Annotated in this window: 15 protein-coding genes and 1 tRNA gene; 6 read left to right on the forward strand and 10 right to left on the reverse strand. The window is 63.0% G+C overall.

Annotated features, from left to right (window positions below; genetic code table 11):
- The first annotated feature begins 345 nt into the window (after nt 1-345).
- From ABIB57_RS02000 to ABIB57_RS02010, 3 genes are all read left to right on the forward strand, one after another.
- Nucleotides 346-1,539, forward strand: a complete 1,194-nt coding sequence (locus ABIB57_RS02000) for an MFS transporter (RefSeq protein WP_502914333.1) — start codon at nt 346-348, stop codon at nt 1,537-1,539.
- Entirely contained in the window at nt 1,540-2,976 is a 1,437-nt protein-coding gene (locus ABIB57_RS02005) for a M81 family metallopeptidase (RefSeq protein WP_354038167.1), read from the forward strand.
- Between the two features lie 93 nt (nt 2,977-3,069).
- Nucleotides 3,070-3,540, forward strand: coding sequence for an SRPBCC family protein (locus ABIB57_RS02010; RefSeq protein WP_354038168.1), 471 nt, complete (start codon nt 3,070-3,072; stop codon nt 3,538-3,540).
- A 127-nt stretch (nt 3,541-3,667) separates the two neighbouring features.
- On the opposite strand, the gene ABIB57_RS02015 is transcribed toward ABIB57_RS02010, so the two are convergent.
- Nucleotides 3,668-3,760 (reverse strand) — tRNA-Ser (locus ABIB57_RS02015).
- Nucleotides 3,761-3,999: 239 nt separating this feature from the next.
- Here ABIB57_RS02015 and ABIB57_RS02020 point away from each other — a divergent pair.
- Nucleotides 4,000-4,530 carry a DUF2147 domain-containing protein gene (locus tag ABIB57_RS02020; RefSeq protein ID WP_354038169.1) on the forward strand — a complete coding sequence of 177 codons (531 nt, stop codon included), beginning with the start codon at nt 4,000-4,002 and terminating at the stop codon, nt 4,528-4,530.
- A 30-nt stretch (nt 4,531-4,560) separates the two neighbouring features.
- Here ABIB57_RS02020 and ABIB57_RS02025 read toward each other — a convergent pair whose 3' ends face one another.
- Both ABIB57_RS02025 and ABIB57_RS02030 read right to left on the reverse strand, forming a co-directional pair.
- The gene (locus ABIB57_RS02025; RefSeq protein ID WP_354038170.1) at nt 4,561-5,265 is read right to left on the reverse strand and encodes a glutathione S-transferase N-terminal domain-containing protein; all 705 of its coding nucleotides are present in this window, start codon (nt 5,263-5,265) and stop codon (nt 4,561-4,563) included.
- Nucleotides 5,266-5,349: 84 nt separating this feature from the next.
- Nucleotides 5,350-5,790, reverse strand: a complete 441-nt coding sequence (locus tag ABIB57_RS02030; protein ID WP_354038171.1) for a glyoxalase superfamily protein — start codon at nt 5,788-5,790, stop codon at nt 5,350-5,352.
- A 406-nt stretch (nt 5,791-6,196) separates the two neighbouring features.
- Here ABIB57_RS02030 and ABIB57_RS02035 point away from each other — a divergent pair, with 406 nt between their 5' ends.
- Nucleotides 6,197-6,961 (forward strand): sulfite exporter TauE/SafE family protein, encoded by a 765-nt coding sequence (locus ABIB57_RS02035; protein ID WP_354038172.1) that lies wholly within the window; start codon nt 6,197-6,199, stop codon nt 6,959-6,961.
- A gap of 240 nt (nt 6,962-7,201) precedes the next feature.
- Here ABIB57_RS02035 and ABIB57_RS02040 read toward each other — a convergent pair whose 3' ends face one another.
- From ABIB57_RS02040 to sugE, 3 genes are all read right to left on the reverse strand, one after another.
- Nucleotides 7,202-9,295 carry a molybdopterin-dependent oxidoreductase gene (locus tag ABIB57_RS02040; RefSeq protein ID WP_354038173.1) on the reverse strand — a complete coding sequence of 698 codons (2,094 nt, stop codon included), beginning with the start codon at nt 9,293-9,295 and terminating at the stop codon, nt 7,202-7,204.
- A 362-nt stretch (nt 9,296-9,657) separates the two neighbouring features.
- Nucleotides 9,658-10,281 (reverse strand): hypothetical protein, encoded by a 624-nt coding sequence (locus ABIB57_RS02045; protein WP_354038174.1) that lies wholly within the window; start codon nt 10,279-10,281, stop codon nt 9,658-9,660.
- Nucleotides 10,282-10,505: 224 nt separating this feature from the next.
- Nucleotides 10,506-10,820, reverse strand: coding sequence for a quaternary ammonium compound efflux SMR transporter SugE (gene sugE, locus ABIB57_RS02050; RefSeq protein ID WP_354038175.1), 315 nt, complete (start codon nt 10,818-10,820; stop codon nt 10,506-10,508).
- A gap of 248 nt (nt 10,821-11,068) precedes the next feature.
- Here sugE and ABIB57_RS02055 point away from each other — a divergent pair, with 248 nt between their 5' ends.
- Entirely contained in the window at nt 11,069-11,464 is a 396-nt protein-coding gene (locus ABIB57_RS02055; RefSeq protein ID WP_354038176.1) for a DUF1801 domain-containing protein, read from the forward strand.
- A 15-nt stretch (nt 11,465-11,479) separates the two neighbouring features.
- On the opposite strand, the gene ABIB57_RS02060 is transcribed toward ABIB57_RS02055, so the two are convergent.
- From ABIB57_RS02060 to ndk, 4 genes are all read right to left on the reverse strand, one after another.
- Nucleotides 11,480-11,848, reverse strand: a complete 369-nt coding sequence (locus tag ABIB57_RS02060; protein WP_354038177.1) for a pentapeptide repeat-containing protein — start codon at nt 11,846-11,848, stop codon at nt 11,480-11,482.
- 68 nt (nt 11,849-11,916) lie between these two features.
- A complete protein-coding gene (locus ABIB57_RS02065; protein WP_354038178.1) occupies nt 11,917-13,896 on the reverse strand; it encodes a DEAD/DEAH box helicase in 1,980 nt (659 codons plus the stop codon).
- A 302-nt stretch (nt 13,897-14,198) separates the two neighbouring features.
- Complete coding sequence (locus ABIB57_RS02070) at nt 14,199-14,405, reverse strand: tautomerase family protein (RefSeq protein ID WP_354038179.1); 207 nt, start codon at nt 14,403-14,405, stop codon at nt 14,199-14,201.
- Nucleotides 14,406-14,407: 2 nt separating this feature from the next.
- The gene (ndk, locus tag ABIB57_RS02075) at nt 14,408-14,830 is read right to left on the reverse strand and encodes a nucleoside-diphosphate kinase (protein WP_354038180.1); all 423 of its coding nucleotides are present in this window, start codon (nt 14,828-14,830) and stop codon (nt 14,408-14,410) included.
- Between the last annotated feature and the right edge of the window lie 176 nt (nt 14,831-15,006).

The following is a 15,006-nucleotide window of genomic DNA, read 5'->3' on the forward strand; positions in this document are numbered from 1 at the left end:
ACACGAAAACAAACCAACTTCAATACCAATTTAAGCCACCCTGAAAAACGGCGCGCTTTTGCGCAAAGTGCCGAAAAACTGGGCGGTTTTTGGCGGTCTATTGCACAAATGGATGTGGACAAGTCGAGGGCGACACCGAATGATGCTTGAATTGGTATCGATGTGGGCTCTTCATCGGAAGACGACGATGCTGTCACGAATGAAAATTTGCAACACGATGGCAAGGCCGGCGACGCTGCAGGCGCGCCGGAGGATTGTGGTTTTTGAAGCCTTGCCCACTATTCAACTCCAAACGGGTGTGAAAGCCCAGCCAGATCGTGCTCGCTGGAATGCAGGGATAAGTAGATGTCGTTCTTGAGTGTCCAGCGCCTGACCATGCTGGCGTTTTTCCTGCAGCCGGTGGCATTCGGCAGTTGGTTGCCGCGGATTCCGGATGTGCAGGAGACGCTGGGGCTGGGACCGGCGGGACTGGCCTGGGCGTTGTTGGGATTGCCGTGTGGCACGCTGCTGACGCTGCCATTCGCCGGGCCGATCGTCGGCAAGATCGGGCCGCGCCGGACACTGCTGATCGGCTTCGTGCTTTATAGCATTGCGGTGAGCCTGCCGGCGCTGGCGATGACGCCGATCATCCTGTTCCTCTGCCTGATGCTGGCGGGCGGGGCGATTTCCTTCACCGAGCTGGGGCTGAACGTTCAGGCCGACGCTGTGGAGAAATCCACCGGCTCGCTGATCATGAGCACGTCGCATGGCTTCTGGTCGCTGGGCATCATGACGGGCAGCCTGATCGGCTCGGCACTGGCAGCGATTGGGCTTGAAGCGCACTGGGCGATACCGCTGGTGGCGATCATCGTGCTGCCGATTGCATTGCTGGCGTCGCGGCAATTGCCGGACACGGCGACGGAGCCGCATCATAGCGAGACCGGCAAGCGCTTGGCCTGGAGCTTGCCGAGCCTGGCGCTGTTGGGGATCTGCTTTTTCGTGTTCGGCATCACCATGACCGAAGGGGCGATGGCCGATTGGTCGGCGGTGTTTCTGCGCGATGTGCTCGGCGCCGATGGCGGCGCGGCGGGGCTGGGCTATTCGGTGTTCGCCATGATGGTGGCGGCCGGCCGGTTCGGCGGCGATCGGCTCAAAGCGCGATTCGGCGCCGTGCCGCTGGCGCGTGGCGCAGGCCTGCTCGGGTTGATTGGCGTCGCGATCCTGCTGGTGGCATCCAATACGGCGCTGGCCTTGATCGGGTTTGCGGTGATTGGGCTGGGCGTGTCGGTTGGCTTCCCCCTGGCTGTGACCGCGGCGGCAAGCCTGACTGACCGCTCGAGTTCGGCGAATGTGGCGATCCTGAGCTTTGTGGCGCTGCTGGGTTTCCTGATGGGGCCGCCAGTGATCGGCTTTATCGCCGAACATGTTGAAATGCGGATTGGCCTGGCGGCGCTGTTGCCGGTGCTGGCGATCAGCCTGGCGCTGACCGGAAGGCTGCGCACGCAGCCAAGCGGCAAGCCAGCGGGCGATCCGGAAGCTGAAATTTCAGGAGTGTATTGAATGCGCATTGCCGTTGCCGGACTACACACCGAATGCAGCACCTATAATCCGGTGCTGGCGCGCGAAGCCGATTTTCGCGTGCTGCGCGGACCATCGATGCTCAAGAATGCCTATTTCGATTTCCTGACGCATTTTCCGGCCGAGTTCGTGACGATCCTGCATGCCAGGGCGATTGCCGGCGGGCCAGTGGAACGGGCGATCTACGAGCGCTGGAAAGGAGAAATCCTCGACGGACTCATGGCCGCGGGGACGCTGGACGGGGTGTATCTGGCGCTGCACGGCGCAATGTTCGTCGAGGGTATGTTCGACGCCGAGGGCGACTTGATCGCGGCGGTGCGCGGCGTGGTCGGGCCGGACGTGCTGATCGCGGCGAGCTACGACCTGCACGGCAATATCAGCCAGCGGATCGTCGACAATCTGGACATGTTTTCGACCTATCGGACGGCGCCACATATCGACATTCAGGACACGATGCGGCGCTCGGTGACGATGCTCGTGCGGGCGCTGCGCACCGGCGTGCGGCCGTTCCTGGTGTGGGCGCCGGTTCCGGTGCTGCTGCCGGGCGAGCGGACCAGCACGCAGGATGAGCCAGCGCGGACGTTTTACACCACCATCCATGAGGCAGAAGAACCCACGGGCATCTGGGATGCTTCGTTTCAGGTAGGCTATGTGTGGGCGGATGAGCCGCGCGCGACGGCCTGCGCGCTGGTAACCGGGACGGATGGAGCGGCGATGGAACTTGCGGCAACGACGCTGGCACAGGGCTATTGGGATGTCCGCGAGCAGTTCGTGTTCGGGCCCAAGACCGGCAGCATTGAGGAATGCGTGGATTGGGCAATGGCGGCGACTACCGGGCCGGCGGTGATCGCCGAATCGGGGGACAATCCGACGGGTGGCGGCGTCGGTGATCGGGCCGAGGTGCTGAGCGCGCTGCTGGCCAAGGGCGCCCAGGGCGTGGTGTTCGCCGGAATCATGGATGCGGCAGCGACCGAAGCGGCTCACGCCGCTGGCGTGGGCGGCACGATTGAGGCGAGCATCGGGGGAAGTCTTGATCCGTCCAGCGCGCCGGCCGAGGTGACGGCGGAGGTGGTGTTTCTGCTGGAGGCGGCTGAGCCACGGCTGCGCGAAGCGGTGTTGCGGATCGATGGTGTCGACCTGGTGGTGACGGCACGGCGGCGGCCGTTCCACAATATCGAGGATTTCAGCCGGCTGGGGCTCGATCCGCGGACGGCGAAAATCCTGGTGGTGAAATCGGGCTACCTGTCGCCGGACCTGGGGCCATTGGCCAATCCGAGCCTGATGGCGCTGTCGCCCGGCGTTGTGGATCAGTTCGTCGAGCGACTGGAGCGCAAGCACAAGGGTGTTCCGCAATATCCGTTCGACAAGGATTTCGCGTGGTCGCCGGAGGTGATTGCCTCGGCACGGGCAAGGGGCTGAAGGGTTTTCGCGGAATTTCAGTGGGACATGTCGAAAGGCTCTTTGCTTGCTCGTCGTGAAGATGAACAACCATTCCAGTCAAGGAAACCTGAAATGACCGATACATCTGACGAAAGCCGCGAACTCAGCCTGACACGCCTGATCGACGCCCCACGCGAAAAAGTCTATCGCGCCTGGACGCAGCCGGACCTGCTGATGCAGTGGTTTGCGCCCAAGCCATGGAGAACGGTGCGCGCCGATCTCGACCTGCGCCCCGGCGGCGGGAATGTGCTGGTGATGGCCGATCCCGAGGGGAACGAATATCCCAATCCGGGCCAGTATCTGGAGATCGTGCCGAACGAAAAGCTGGTGTTCACCGACGCCTATATCGGCGACTGGGCGCCCTCCCCCAAGCCGTTCATGACCGTGACCCTGACCTTCAAGGACGAAGGTAGCAAGACGCGTTATACGGCGCGGGTCCTGCATTGGACCGTGGAAGACCGCAAGGCGCACGAAGCAATGGGCTTCCATGAAGGCTGGGGCCTGTGCGCCGACCAGTTGGAAGCGCTGGTCAAAACGTTCTGAGCGCCCGACGCAGGCGTCAAAGGCTGGCGCCACGGCGCCGGCTTTTTTGTTTATGTACAGTGACTTGGGGTGTCTGATAACACCGCAGCGAGAACCGAATTGTGGTCGACCGGTTCGCTGGGGTGAATGGCGGAGAAGAAGGGATTCGAACCCTCGAGACAGTTTTTGACCATCTGCGCCCTTAGCAGGGGCGTGCCTTCGACCACTCGGCCACCTCTCCAAGACGGGCTGGTACATGAGAACCTAGCGGGTGTGCAAGAGCTTTTCTCGGAGCACGTTATTTTCCTTGGGAGACGGAGCGGTTGAGCGCCCGGATAGCTGGTGCCGTGCACCGCGGGTCGGGGCTGCGGGAGAGCTACTGCTGCAATTTTCTTTGCTCCGAGGCGATCCTGGGCATAATCGCGGGACGATATCCACGCCGTCGAATCGGCGTGGCCCGGCAAGGGGCGGGCTGACACGGTGCACACGGGACTTCTGGCTGGGTTGAGAGTGGCGGCGCTGGCGCTGGTCGTTCAGGCCGGTGCGATAGTGGTCGCCATGGCGCAAGCGCCGACTGCGGGCGTGGTTGCGCCCGACCCCATCGAGGGGGTGTGGCAGACCGTGCTGCTCTCGGAAATCACCATAGCCGCCTGCCCCGAGGGCTTTTGTGGCGCGCTGAGCAAGATCATCGTGCCGGGCGTGGGGCTGACGCCCGAAGAGCTGGCGGCGGCGCAGGCGATGGACCCGGCGACGTTTACCGACATGCGCAACAAGGATCCGGAATTGCGCAATCGGCCGATGCTGGGACTGCAAATCCTGACGCTGCTGCCCAGCACCAAGCCGAACATCTATGACGGCGAAATCTATAACCCTCAGGACGGAAACACGTATTCGGGCTATGTCGAAATGACCGGACCGGACGTGGCGCGGCTCAATGGTTGCGTGCTGTTCAACGTCGTGTGCAAGGGCGAAGACTGGGTGCGAGCCCCGCCGCCGGTCGCCGAGGAATAGACACCGCGCCCGAAGGCGCGGCGACCTATCTTAGCGAGCGCGTTGATTGAACAGGATTTTCTGGGCTTCCTTATCGTCGGCCAGGCTGGTGGCCTGTGCGACCTTGCCGATTTCGAGGCCTTTGGCGACTGCGGGGCGGGCGTTGAGGCGATCGAACCAGGCGTAGAAGTCCGGGAATTCTTCGCGGGTGATGCCGTAGCGTTCGGCGCTCTGGGCCCAGCCGATGGCGGCGATATCGGCGATGGAATAGTCGTCGGCAATGTAGTCGCGGCCGGCGAGGCGCTTGTTGAGGACGCCAAAAAGGCGATGCGTTTCATCGCTGTAGCGCTTTATTGCGTAAGGAATTTTCTCTGGGGCATAGACCGAGAAGTGGTTGTTTTGCCCCAGCATCGGGCCGAAGCCGCCGACCTGCCAGAACAGCCATTCGTCGACCGCGACCTGCTGGCGTGGATCGGTGGGGTAGAGCTTGCCGAATTTGAGGGCGAGATATTTGAGGATGGCGCCGGATTCGAAGACCGAGATCGGAGTGCCGCCGGGACCTTCGGGATCGACGATGGCGGGGATTTTGTTATTGGGCGAAATGGCCAGGAATTGCGGCGTGAACTGCTCGCCCTTGCCGATATCGATACGGTGGTAAGTGTATGGAACGCCAAGCTCTTCCAGCATGATATGCAGCTTCTGCCCGTTCGGCGTGGGCAGGGAATAGGCTTCTATCGGCTTGGTCTGGGTGATCATGGCGCGGTCCATTTGGCTGAAGATGCCGTCAGTCTATCGGTAAATGACGATGGAGGGCAAGGCAGGTGCCCTGCCCGCCGGTTTCTACTCCCGCGTGAGCCGCATTTGGGGTTCGCCGTTTCCAGTCCGCGCGGGAGAAACGCCATAGATATCAAGGGTTGAGGTCACTCTTTTGCGGAAAGCGGAGAACAGGGACGAGGTGACGACGTCGACGGGCTCGTCCAGTTTCACGCTGACCTTGTGGTGCTGCATGTCGGACATGAGCTGCACGGCGACGACGAGGCCCTTGATGGGGTGGCCGAGATAGGTGCCTTTGACGCGCCAGCCGACCTGGAACGGGGTGGCGACGCGTTCGGGCAGCACGGCACGGGCCGTGTTCCAATCTCGGAATCCATGAGACTTTGCAATGACTTCGAGAGCGGCGCCGTGGGTCAGCGGGGTGCCGGCCTTGGCGCGTTCGTCGCGCAGGGCCTTGGCCTCGGATTTGAGGGTTAGAATGCTTGGGGTGTCGAGGGAAAACGACATGACGAGGTCCTTCACAATGCGTGAGGCGTCAAATTCATGGGGCTCGCCTTGCCATGAAACGCCTCGCAAAGGGAACCAGCATGCTGGACTTCTTGCTTAACGAACTGGCTTCACCATCGGGATCACTCCCGGCGAGCGGCAGGTGCCAGTAACCTGAGCGGGGTAATGAGCGCGGCGACGGGATTTGTCAACGAGGGCATTCACCGCGGCGATGGACAGCATAAGCGTAATATGTTGGGCGGCGGAGTCGATTGGCGTTAGGCACGGGGGATGCTACGGCACGGCCATACTGAACACGGCGTGCAGGCGAAGCGGCCCGCGGATCAAGTCCGCGGGAAGGACGGTGGGTGGGCGACAAGGATGTGGGTGGGCGATATTGTCGTCCTCCCGGACCTCGGGGTGAAGAATGACGGAACTGCTGTTGCTGATTGCGGGGTTGTTGGGCGGGGCGGTGAATTCGCTTGCTGGCGGCGGCTCGTTCATCGTGTTTCCGGCGCTGTTGGCGGTGGGGGTGCCGCCGGTGATCGCCAATGCGTCCAATACGTATGCGGCCCTGCCCGGCTATGTCAGCGGCGCGGTCGGGTATTGGTCGGGGATCTGGGCGCATAAGGATCGGCTGGTGGTCTATTCCATCGTCGCGTTGATCTTCGGCTACGTGGGGGCCGAACTGCTGCTGGTGGTGTCGGATGCGCAGTTTTCCGTGATCGTGCCGTGGCTGATGCTGTTCGCGGTGGTGTTGTTCGCCTTCGGCAACCAGATCAATGGCTGGATGGCGCAGCGCGGTGGCGGGCGGCGCGGGATGAAGGCGCTGGGCACGATGCTGCTGCTGGCGTTCTTGGCGCTGGTTTGTGTCTATGGCGGGTTCTTCAACGCCGGGCTGGGGATTTTGACGCTGGCGTTCCTCGCGACGGCGGGGATGAGCGATATCCACGCCATGAACGGGCTCAAGATGTGGATCGCGGCCGTGGTGGCGATCGTGGCGGTGGCGCGGTTTGCGCTGAGCGGATCGATCGACTGGTATCATGGCTCGATCGCCATGGTGGGGGTGACGATCGGGGCCTATGTGGCGGCAAGGAATGCGCACCGGTTTCCCAGGGAGGCGATCCGGGCGGGGGTGATCATTTATGGGATCGGGATGACGGGGTATTTTTTCTGGAAGGCTTATTCCTGAGGGCGAACTCCGAGCATACCCCTCCTACCCATCAAGGAGGCTTCTCTCCGCTCCCCAACTCGATCGAGTCACACCCACCGGCCTTCCCGCGGGCTTGACCCGCGGGCCCCTCACCCCACTCACGATGTTCGGCGTCGGCTGAGAGTGGCCCGCGGGTCAAGCCCGCGGGAAGATCGAGTGGGGGGAGAGTGCGGGGCAAGCGTAGCTGAGCGGCGAGCGGCAAGCGGTGATCGCTTCCCCTTAATCCGCCTTCCTGATCCACACTGCGGCGTCATGAAATGACGCTCCACCAAAGGGCGGCGCGGGGGCGGCGCTCGTCAGCGTGTTGATGCCCTGGCCACGACGGTGGGCCTTGTTGGGGTGGAGGCCCTCGGCGACAAGGACGCCCAAAGACATGCCGGTGGAGATGCGGGCGATCAGGTCGACGGAGCCGCGATGATTGCCGAGGGTGGCGTAGTCGCCGTCGGCGATGGCGTTGGCGGCGGCGTCGTCGGGGTGGATGAAGACCGAGGGCGGGCCTTCGCGGCGCTGGCTGCCGGGGGTTTCGTTGAAGGTGGAATTGAGGAAGCCGCGTGCCGGGCTGGTGGCGAGGCGGAAGGGATGCTCGGTTGTGGCGTTCTCGATGATGTCCCAATGGTCGGCGAAGCGCGGCATATCGGCCGGGTCGCAGGTCCAGAGATAGCCCTTCTTGTCGGCGGTGCCTTGCCAGTTGGGGGCGAAGCGGAAGCGTTTGTCGGGCCAGGCGAAGCCGGCGGCGAAACGGGCCACGTCGTCGGGGCGTTCGCGATCGACGAAGCCGACTTTTTCGATCTCGTCGAGATTGCCGTAGTTGGAGCGGCGGAAGGTTTCGGCGACGACGTCGCGGTCCTTAGTGCGAAAGATGTCATCGTCGAGGCCGAGGCGAAGGGCCAGGGCATTGATGACTTCGTGGTTGGACCAGGTCTGGCCGGGGCGCTCGATGAGTTTGGGGCCGTAGAGCACGCGGGTATGGCCGCCACGGGTGTAATAATCGTTGTGTTCGAGAAACATGGTGGCGGGCAGGACGATATCGGCCATTTCGGCCGTTTCGGTCATGAACTGCTCGTGGACGACGAGGAACAGGTCTTCGCGGGCAAAACCCTGGCGGGTCAGGTTCTGGTTGGGGGCGACGCTGGCGGGGTTGGTGTTTTGCACGATCATCGCCTTGACCGGGCCGCCGCCCTTGAGCGCCTTGGCGTCGCCAGTCAGGATCGGGCCGATCTCAGACATGTCGAGTTCGCGCGGATTGCCTTTTTGCAGGTGGGGGCCGGTGATGCGGGATTTGTCGAGGGCCCAGGTGCCGGAATTGGAGTGGAAGGCGCCGCCGCCGCGATGCTGCCAGGCGCCGGTCATGGCGGGAATGCAGAGGGCCGCGTGCATGGCGGTGGCGCCGTTGCGCTGGCGGGTGAAGCCGTAGCCGAGGCGGAAATAGGAGCGCGGCGTGGTGCCGACGAGGTGAGCGAAGGCTTCGATTTCGGTTGTGGTCAGGCCGGTGATTTCTGCGGCCCATTCGGGGGTTTTGGTGGCCAGATGGGCTTCGAAATCGGGGCCGAAATCGGTGTACTTTTCCATATAGGCGCGGTCGGCGAGGTTATCACGCAGCAGCACATGCATGACGGCGACGGCAAGCGCGCCATCGGTGCCGGGGCGCACGATCAGGCCGAGATCGGCCTGGGCCATGGTGGCGGTGCGGTAGATATCGATGACGACGATCTTGGCGCTGCGCTCCTTCTTGGCGCGCATGGCGTGGGTCATGACGTTGACCTGGGTGTGCACCGCATTGGTGCCCCAGATGACCACGCAGTCGCTCTCGGCCATCTGTTCGGGGTTGACGCCGCCCAGCATGCCGGTGCCGGCGATATAGCCGGGCCAGGCGGTGCCGGTGCAGATGGTGTCGTATTGGTTGGAATAGCCCTTCGCGGCGCGCAGGCGATCGATGCCGTCACGGTGCACATGGCCCATGGTGCCGGCGTAGTAATAGGGCCAGATGGCTTCGGCGCCGTGTTCGGCTTCGATGGCGGTGAATTTGGCGGCTATTTCGTCGAGGGCCTCGTCCCAGGAGATGGGAGCCCACTGCCCTGCCCCTTTGGGGCCGATGCGGCGCAGCGGGTGGGTCAGGCGATCGGGGTGATGCACGCGCTCGGCATAGCGGGCGACTTTTTCGCAGATGACGCCGGCGGTGTAGGGATCGTCCTTGGCGCCGCGGACGCGACCGATGGTGTGGTCATCGATGATTTCGACATCGAGCGCGCAGGCCGATGGACAATCGTGCGGACAGACCGAACGGGCGATGCGGGCGACGATAGGCTTGTTCATGGCGGCGGCTCGGGCTTGCTGTGGGGGCAAGGTACGCGAGGGTGGTCGGGGGGTAAATGTGATTGTGGTGATGGGTGGGATGAAGGGGAGTGATGGGGGGAGTGGCCGATGGTCGTCATCGGGCTAAACGCACCCCCACCTAGCCTCCCCCTCGAGGGGGAGGAATGGCGCCACTCATTTGGCGGGATCGAGTCAAACTCACGGAGTGGCCCCTACCCCTTGAGGGGGAGGTTGGCTGGGGGTGCTGTCACCAGACTCGAGGCAGCGGAATTGATGCGCGGGTGTCTGGTCGCGCATTACGCGTGGAGCGAGGCCCGCGGATCAAGTCCGCGGGAAGGACGGCGGGTGTGGAAACGCTGGCGCTAAAGCGCGAAAGCCTTGGTTGCGGTTTCGGCGTTGCGACGGGCGCGGTTGGCGGCGTGTTGGGCCAGGGCGGCGGCGCCGGTGTGGAACTGCGAGAATGTTACCTTCTGGCGATCATGGGTAGCGATGGTGATGCCGCGCCAATTGGGGCGGACAGAGCGGACGTCGGACCAGGCGATGGTGGTGAGCTTGCCGAAGGCGGATTGGCGTTCGAGGGCGGAATTGTTCCAGCGTACTTTGACGAACAGGCCGCCCAGCCCGATGGCGACGGCGCCTAAGCCGAGGCTGACCGAGGCGATGAAGGCGGCGATCATCTGGGTTTGTGGGACAATTCTGGTGCCGCCGATGACGATGACGGCGGACATCAACACGATAGCCAGCGCAGCGGCGCCGTAGCAGGCGAAATACTCGACCATGGAGGGGCGCAGTTCGGCCCAGCCATCGACCTGGATGGCCTCCTCGGATTGCACAATGCGCAGCGCCAGAAAGGCCGCATAGGCGAAGGCGACGACGCCCGCAGCGCGTGCCAGTGGCAGAGTTTCGAGGCCCGGAATGTGTTTGAGAATGAGAAGGGAAACGATCACGATCAGTGGCACGGCCACTTCCTGCCAGCGCAAGGGCACTATCTGCTCTCCAAAATGCGGGCCGGTGACGCGAACGGCATTTCAATAGGCTGGAATCTAACAAATTTTTTGTGCCGACCTACTAACATTTTCGGGAGTGACGCAGATGGTGGGGAACCCGTACTTTTTTGTCACACCTTGGTGGTTCAGGTTTTGAGTCAACTGGCTCGCGCACTGATTCAACTGCCGCCGAAATTGAATCCGGCGGCAGGGCCAAGTCGTTGTCAGGAAAACAGTTTCAGGCCGGCAATGCCGGCGATGATGAGGCCGATGGAGACCAAGCGGGCGACCGTGGCGGCATCGCCGAACAGCATCATGCCGAGGATGGCGGTGCCGACCGTGCCGATGCCGGTCCAGACGGCGTAGCCGGTGCCGACGGGCAGATCGCGCAGGGCGATGCCGAGTAGCACGACGCTGATAATCATGGCGCCGACGGTGAGGATGGTGGGGGTGAGGCGGGTGAAGCCGTCGGTATATTTGAGGCCAATCGCCCAGCCCATTTCAAACAGGCCGGCGATAGCGAGATAGACCCATGCCATTGGATTGCTCCGTGGTTTCGGGTCGTCCCGAGGAAAAGATGAAAGCGCCTGGCCGTCCAGACAGGTGCTAGATAGTCGCCCTCGGGACGATTGTGAAGAGGCGGCGAGGACCAGCAGATGGTCCCCATTGGCATAACCACGCGAACCGGTTTTGACGGCAGCGACTTGCCCGACAACTTGACCGGGGCGGAATGGGCCTTCATCTATAGACCTCTGCCGAGAGCAGATCGGGCTTGAGGGGGCTGGCGATGGATGCGGCTGTTGCGGCGGTGTTCGAGGCGTATCCAGTGGCAGTGCGTGATCGGCTGTTACGGCTGCGGGAAATGATCATCGAGACTGCGGCGAGCACACCGGGCGTCGGAGCGCTGGAGGAGACGCTGAAATGGGGTCAGGTGAGTTATCTGACACCGGAAAGCGGCAGCGGGACGACGGTGCGGATTGATGTGGATGCGGCGAGCGGGCAGCCGGCGATCTATGTGAATTGCCAGACCGATCTGGTGGATGGGTATCGAGAAGTTTATCCTGAGGCGTTTGCGTATCAGGGGACGCGGGCGGTGGTTATAGGGGAGGCCCCGGACGAGGCGGCGCTGCGGCATGTGATTGCGCAGGCGCTGACCTATCACGCAAGGAAGAAGGCTAGGTAGAAGCTCAGCGCTGGACTATGCGCGTTCATAGGCGGCGAGCAGGTCGGTCACCAAAATTCCGTTTATTCTCATTCCGGTCAGCTCGGCGTTAGTGATCGCCGCATTGGCCAATGAGACGCCGTCAAATGTGGCGTTGGACAAGTTGGCGTCGGTTACCGCGATACCCGAAAGATTGATGTTATTGAATTTCGCTCCGGCGAGATTGACGTCATCGAACACCGCATTGCCCAGGTCGGTATCGGTGACTGTCGCTCTCGCGAGCACCGCATAGAACTTGGCTTCGGTGAGGTTGACCCCATCGAAGTTGGACCCGGTCATGTCGGCCCGTTGGTAATGCGCGTCGCGCATGACCTGGCCGTCGAAAGGGTTGGTGTTCTCGCCCATTGTCGTTGCTCCAGAATGGCCAAAGCGTTTGCGATGGCCATTCTGGTCGGTTGTTGGAACGATGGCAACTAGACCTGCGGCTTGCGCTTGGCCTTGTGGTCCTTGGGCTTGAAGACCTTTTCCTTTTTCGGCGGGGCACCGGCCGCTTTGTCGGCGCTCCACTTCGGCTTGCCCTTGTCCTTGCTCGGCGGGGCCTTGGTCACCTTGGGGGCGCGTGGCTTGTCGAAATCGGGCCGGGGCGCACGCGGCTCGGTCGTTTCGGCAGCAGGGTTCCAGGCACCGGTGGCGGGGGCAGCGAAATCATCGGCTTGCAGGCCGCCCGAGCCGTAGCGGGACTGGCGATCGGCACGTTCGGGGCGCGGCGCGGACGGATCAAAGCGTTCGATGGGGCCTTCGGGGCGGCGCTGAGCAGCCGGTGGGCGGGTACGGCCTTCGGTGCGTTCGCCGGGGCCGTCGATGGCGGTGATGAAGACGCCGCGTTCGCCGGAGCCGTTCTTTTCGACAGACTTGGCAAAGGCGTCGGCCTTGCCGGCGGCGACTTCGAAGTGGCTTTCGGTATCGAAAATGCGGATCGAGCCGATGGCGACCTTGGTGACATTGCCGGCCTTGCAGAGCATGGGCAGGAGCCAGCGCGGCTCGGCCTTGTGCTTGCGACCGACGGAGACCTTGAACCAGGTGCCGCCTTCGAACTTTTCGCGGACGCGGGGATCGCTGTCGCCGGGTTTGCCGGGCTGAGCGTTCTCGGTGACTTCCTCGGGGGTCGGGCGGGCGGCGAGCTGCTGGCGCAGGTAGGCGGCGGCAATGGCGTCGGGCGTGTAGCGCGACAGCAGTTCGGCGACGAAGGGTGCCTCTTCCTCGCCGATGGCGGCGGTGAGGGCGACATCGGTCAGGATGGATTCGCGGTAGCGGGCATCGATATCGGCGCTGGTCGGGGGCGCCATGTTGGTGACGTCGAGCTTGGCCAGTTTGAGCGTGCGCTGGACGGCATTGCGGCGATGCATCGGCACGATGAGCACGCAGGTGCCCTTGCGCCCTGCCCGGCCGGTGCGGCCCGAACGATGCAGGAGCGTATCGGGATTGGTCGGCATATCGGCGTGGATGACGAGGTCGAGATTGGGCAGATCGATGCCGCGGGCGGCGACGTCGGTGGCAACGCATATGCGGGCGCGGCCGTCACGCATGGATTGCAGCGCGTTGGTGCGCTCGGCCTGGCTGAGTTCGCCCGACAGGGTGACGACGTCGAAACCGCGATTGTGCAGGCGCGAGGACAGGTGCTTGACGCCTTCGCGGGTGGAGGCGAACACCAGGGTATTGGCGCTGTCGAAATAGAGCAGCGTGTTGATGATGGCGTTTTCGCGCTCAGCTGCGGGAACCAGCATCAGCTTGTAGTCGATATCGGCGTGCTGTTCGGCCGAATTGGTGGCCGAGATGCGCAGGGCATCGTTCTGGAAGGTCTTCGCCAATTGGGCGATCTGCTTGGGAACGGTCGCGGAGAAAAGCAGGGTGCGGCGATCTTCGGGAGCGGCGTCGAGGATGAATTCGAGGTCTTCGCGGAAGCCCAGATCGAGCATTTCGTCGGCTTCGTCGAGGACGACGGCGCGCAAAGCCGACATGTCGAGCACACCCTTGGTGATGTGATCGCGCAGGCGACCGGGGGTGCCGACGACGATATGCGCGCCACGTTCGAGAGCGCGGCGCTCGGTGCGCATGTCCATGCCGCCAACGCAGGACGCGGTCTTGGCGCCGGCTTCGGCATAGAGCCAATCGAGTTCGCGCTGCACTTGCAAAGCGAGTTCGCGGGTGGGAGCGATGATCAGCGCCATGGGGGCGCCGAGTTCGGTGAAGCGCTCGGCATCGCCCAGCAGCGTGGGGGCGATGGCCATGCCGAAGGCGACGGTCTTGCCGGAGCCGGTCTGGGCGGAGACGAGGAGATCGCGGCCGGCGGCGTCATCGGCGATGACGGCGTCCTGCACGGCGGTCAGGGTTTCATAGCCCTTGGCGGCAAGGGCGCGGGCGAGTGGGGCGATGATAGTGTCGGGAAGTGACAATGCAGTTCTTTCGGGTGGGGTGAGAACCCCTACCCGGCCCTCCCCTTTGTCGACGGGAGGCAGCGAAGGAGCTCAGAATTAAAGTGCAGTATAGCACAAACAAGCAAAAAGGCCGCCCGGCGGGCGGCCCATCTGACTCTTCCCTTCTCCCCTTGTGGGAGAAAGTGCCCAAAGGGCGGATGAGGGGTCAGCGGTGATAGGGCGATTGGTGGCTGCGGAAGAAACCCCTCACCCTGACCTTCCGCTGGACGCGTCAGGTCTGTCCCTCTCCCACAAGGGGAGAGGGGAGACAGTTTGGAGGCTTAGGCCTTGGGCTGCTTCCGCAGTTCGGCGACGGATTTGCCCTTGTAACCCCAGTTTTCCAACGGCACTTCATCGATGACGACGAAGGTGCTGTCGGGGTTCTTGCCGAGCACCTTGACCAGCACATCGGTGATGCCGGCGATCACGTCCGACTTCTGCTGGGCAGTGACATTGTCATCGAGGATGCGGACGTTGACGTAGGGCATGATCAGCCGACGATTTCGTCGTCGGTGAAGAAGAACTTGATCTCGGAGGCAGCGGTCTCGGGAGCGTCCGAGCCGTGAACCGAGTTTTCGCCGATCGAGAGGGCAAATTCCTTGCGGATGGTGCCGTCAGCGGCATTGGCCGGGTTGGTGGCGCCCATGACTTCACGGTTCTTGAGGATGGCGTTTTCGCCTTCCAGAACCTGCACGACAACCGGCGAGGCGATCATCTGCTCGACCAGTTCGCCGAAGAAGGGGCGATCCTTATGGACGGCATAGAAACCCTCGGCCTGAGCGCGGGTCATGTGGATCTTCTTGAGCGCGACGGGGCGCAGACCGGCTTCCTCGAACTTGGCGAGAACCTTGCCGATCAGATTGCGGCGGACGACGTCGGGCTTCAGAATGGAAAAGGTGCGTTCGAGAGCCATTGAAACTGGTCCTTGATTTTGGATTCATTTTTGTAAGGGTCGCGCCTTGTAGCGTCAGAGTTTGACAGAGGCAAGACTGGTGGAGCGCATGGCGCACCGGCGCGGATCGTTACAATTGTGTTCAAGGGCGGCCTTGCCAAAATCGCGCGGACAATGGGATGGCTGTCTCCATTGTA

This window comes from Devosia sp. UYZn731 (assembly GCF_040546795.1).
GTDB lineage: Bacteria > Pseudomonadota > Alphaproteobacteria > Rhizobiales > Devosiaceae > Devosia.

Bases quoted from the DNA above. Each gene is read 5' to 3' on its own strand.
- ABIB57_RS02000 (WP_502914333.1), top strand. From the start codon at position 346: ATGTCGTTCTTGAGTGTCCAGCGCCTGACCATGCTGGCGTTTTTCCTG.
- ABIB57_RS02005 (WP_354038167.1), top strand. From the start codon at position 1,540: ATGCGCATTGCCGTTGCCGGACTACACACCGAATGCAGCACCTATAAT.
- ABIB57_RS02010 (WP_354038168.1), top strand. From the start codon at position 3,070: ATGACCGATACATCTGACGAAAGCCGCGAACTCAGCCTGACACGCCTG.
- ABIB57_RS02025 (WP_354038170.1), bottom strand. From the start codon at position 5,265: ATGATCACCCAGACCAAGCCGATAGAAGCCTATTCCCTGCCCACGCCG.
- ABIB57_RS02030 (WP_354038171.1), bottom strand. From the start codon at position 5,790: ATGTCGTTTTCCCTCGACACCCCAAGCATTCTAACCCTCAAATCCGAG.
- ABIB57_RS02035 (WP_354038172.1), top strand. From the start codon at position 6,197: ATGACGGAACTGCTGTTGCTGATTGCGGGGTTGTTGGGCGGGGCGGTG.
- ABIB57_RS02040 (WP_354038173.1), bottom strand. From the start codon at position 9,295: ATGAACAAGCCTATCGTCGCCCGCATCGCCCGTTCGGTCTGTCCGCAC.
- sugE (WP_354038175.1), bottom strand. From the start codon at position 10,820: ATGGCATGGGTCTATCTCGCTATCGCCGGCCTGTTTGAAATGGGCTGG.
- ABIB57_RS02055 (WP_354038176.1), top strand. From the start codon at position 11,069: ATGGATGCGGCTGTTGCGGCGGTGTTCGAGGCGTATCCAGTGGCAGTG.
- ABIB57_RS02060 (WP_354038177.1), bottom strand. From the start codon at position 11,848: ATGGGCGAGAACACCAACCCTTTCGACGGCCAGGTCATGCGCGACGCG.
- ABIB57_RS02070 (WP_354038179.1), bottom strand. From the start codon at position 14,405: ATGCCCTACGTCAACGTCCGCATCCTCGATGACAATGTCACTGCCCAG.
- ndk (WP_354038180.1), bottom strand. From the start codon at position 14,830: ATGGCTCTCGAACGCACCTTTTCCATTCTGAAGCCCGACGTCGTCCGC.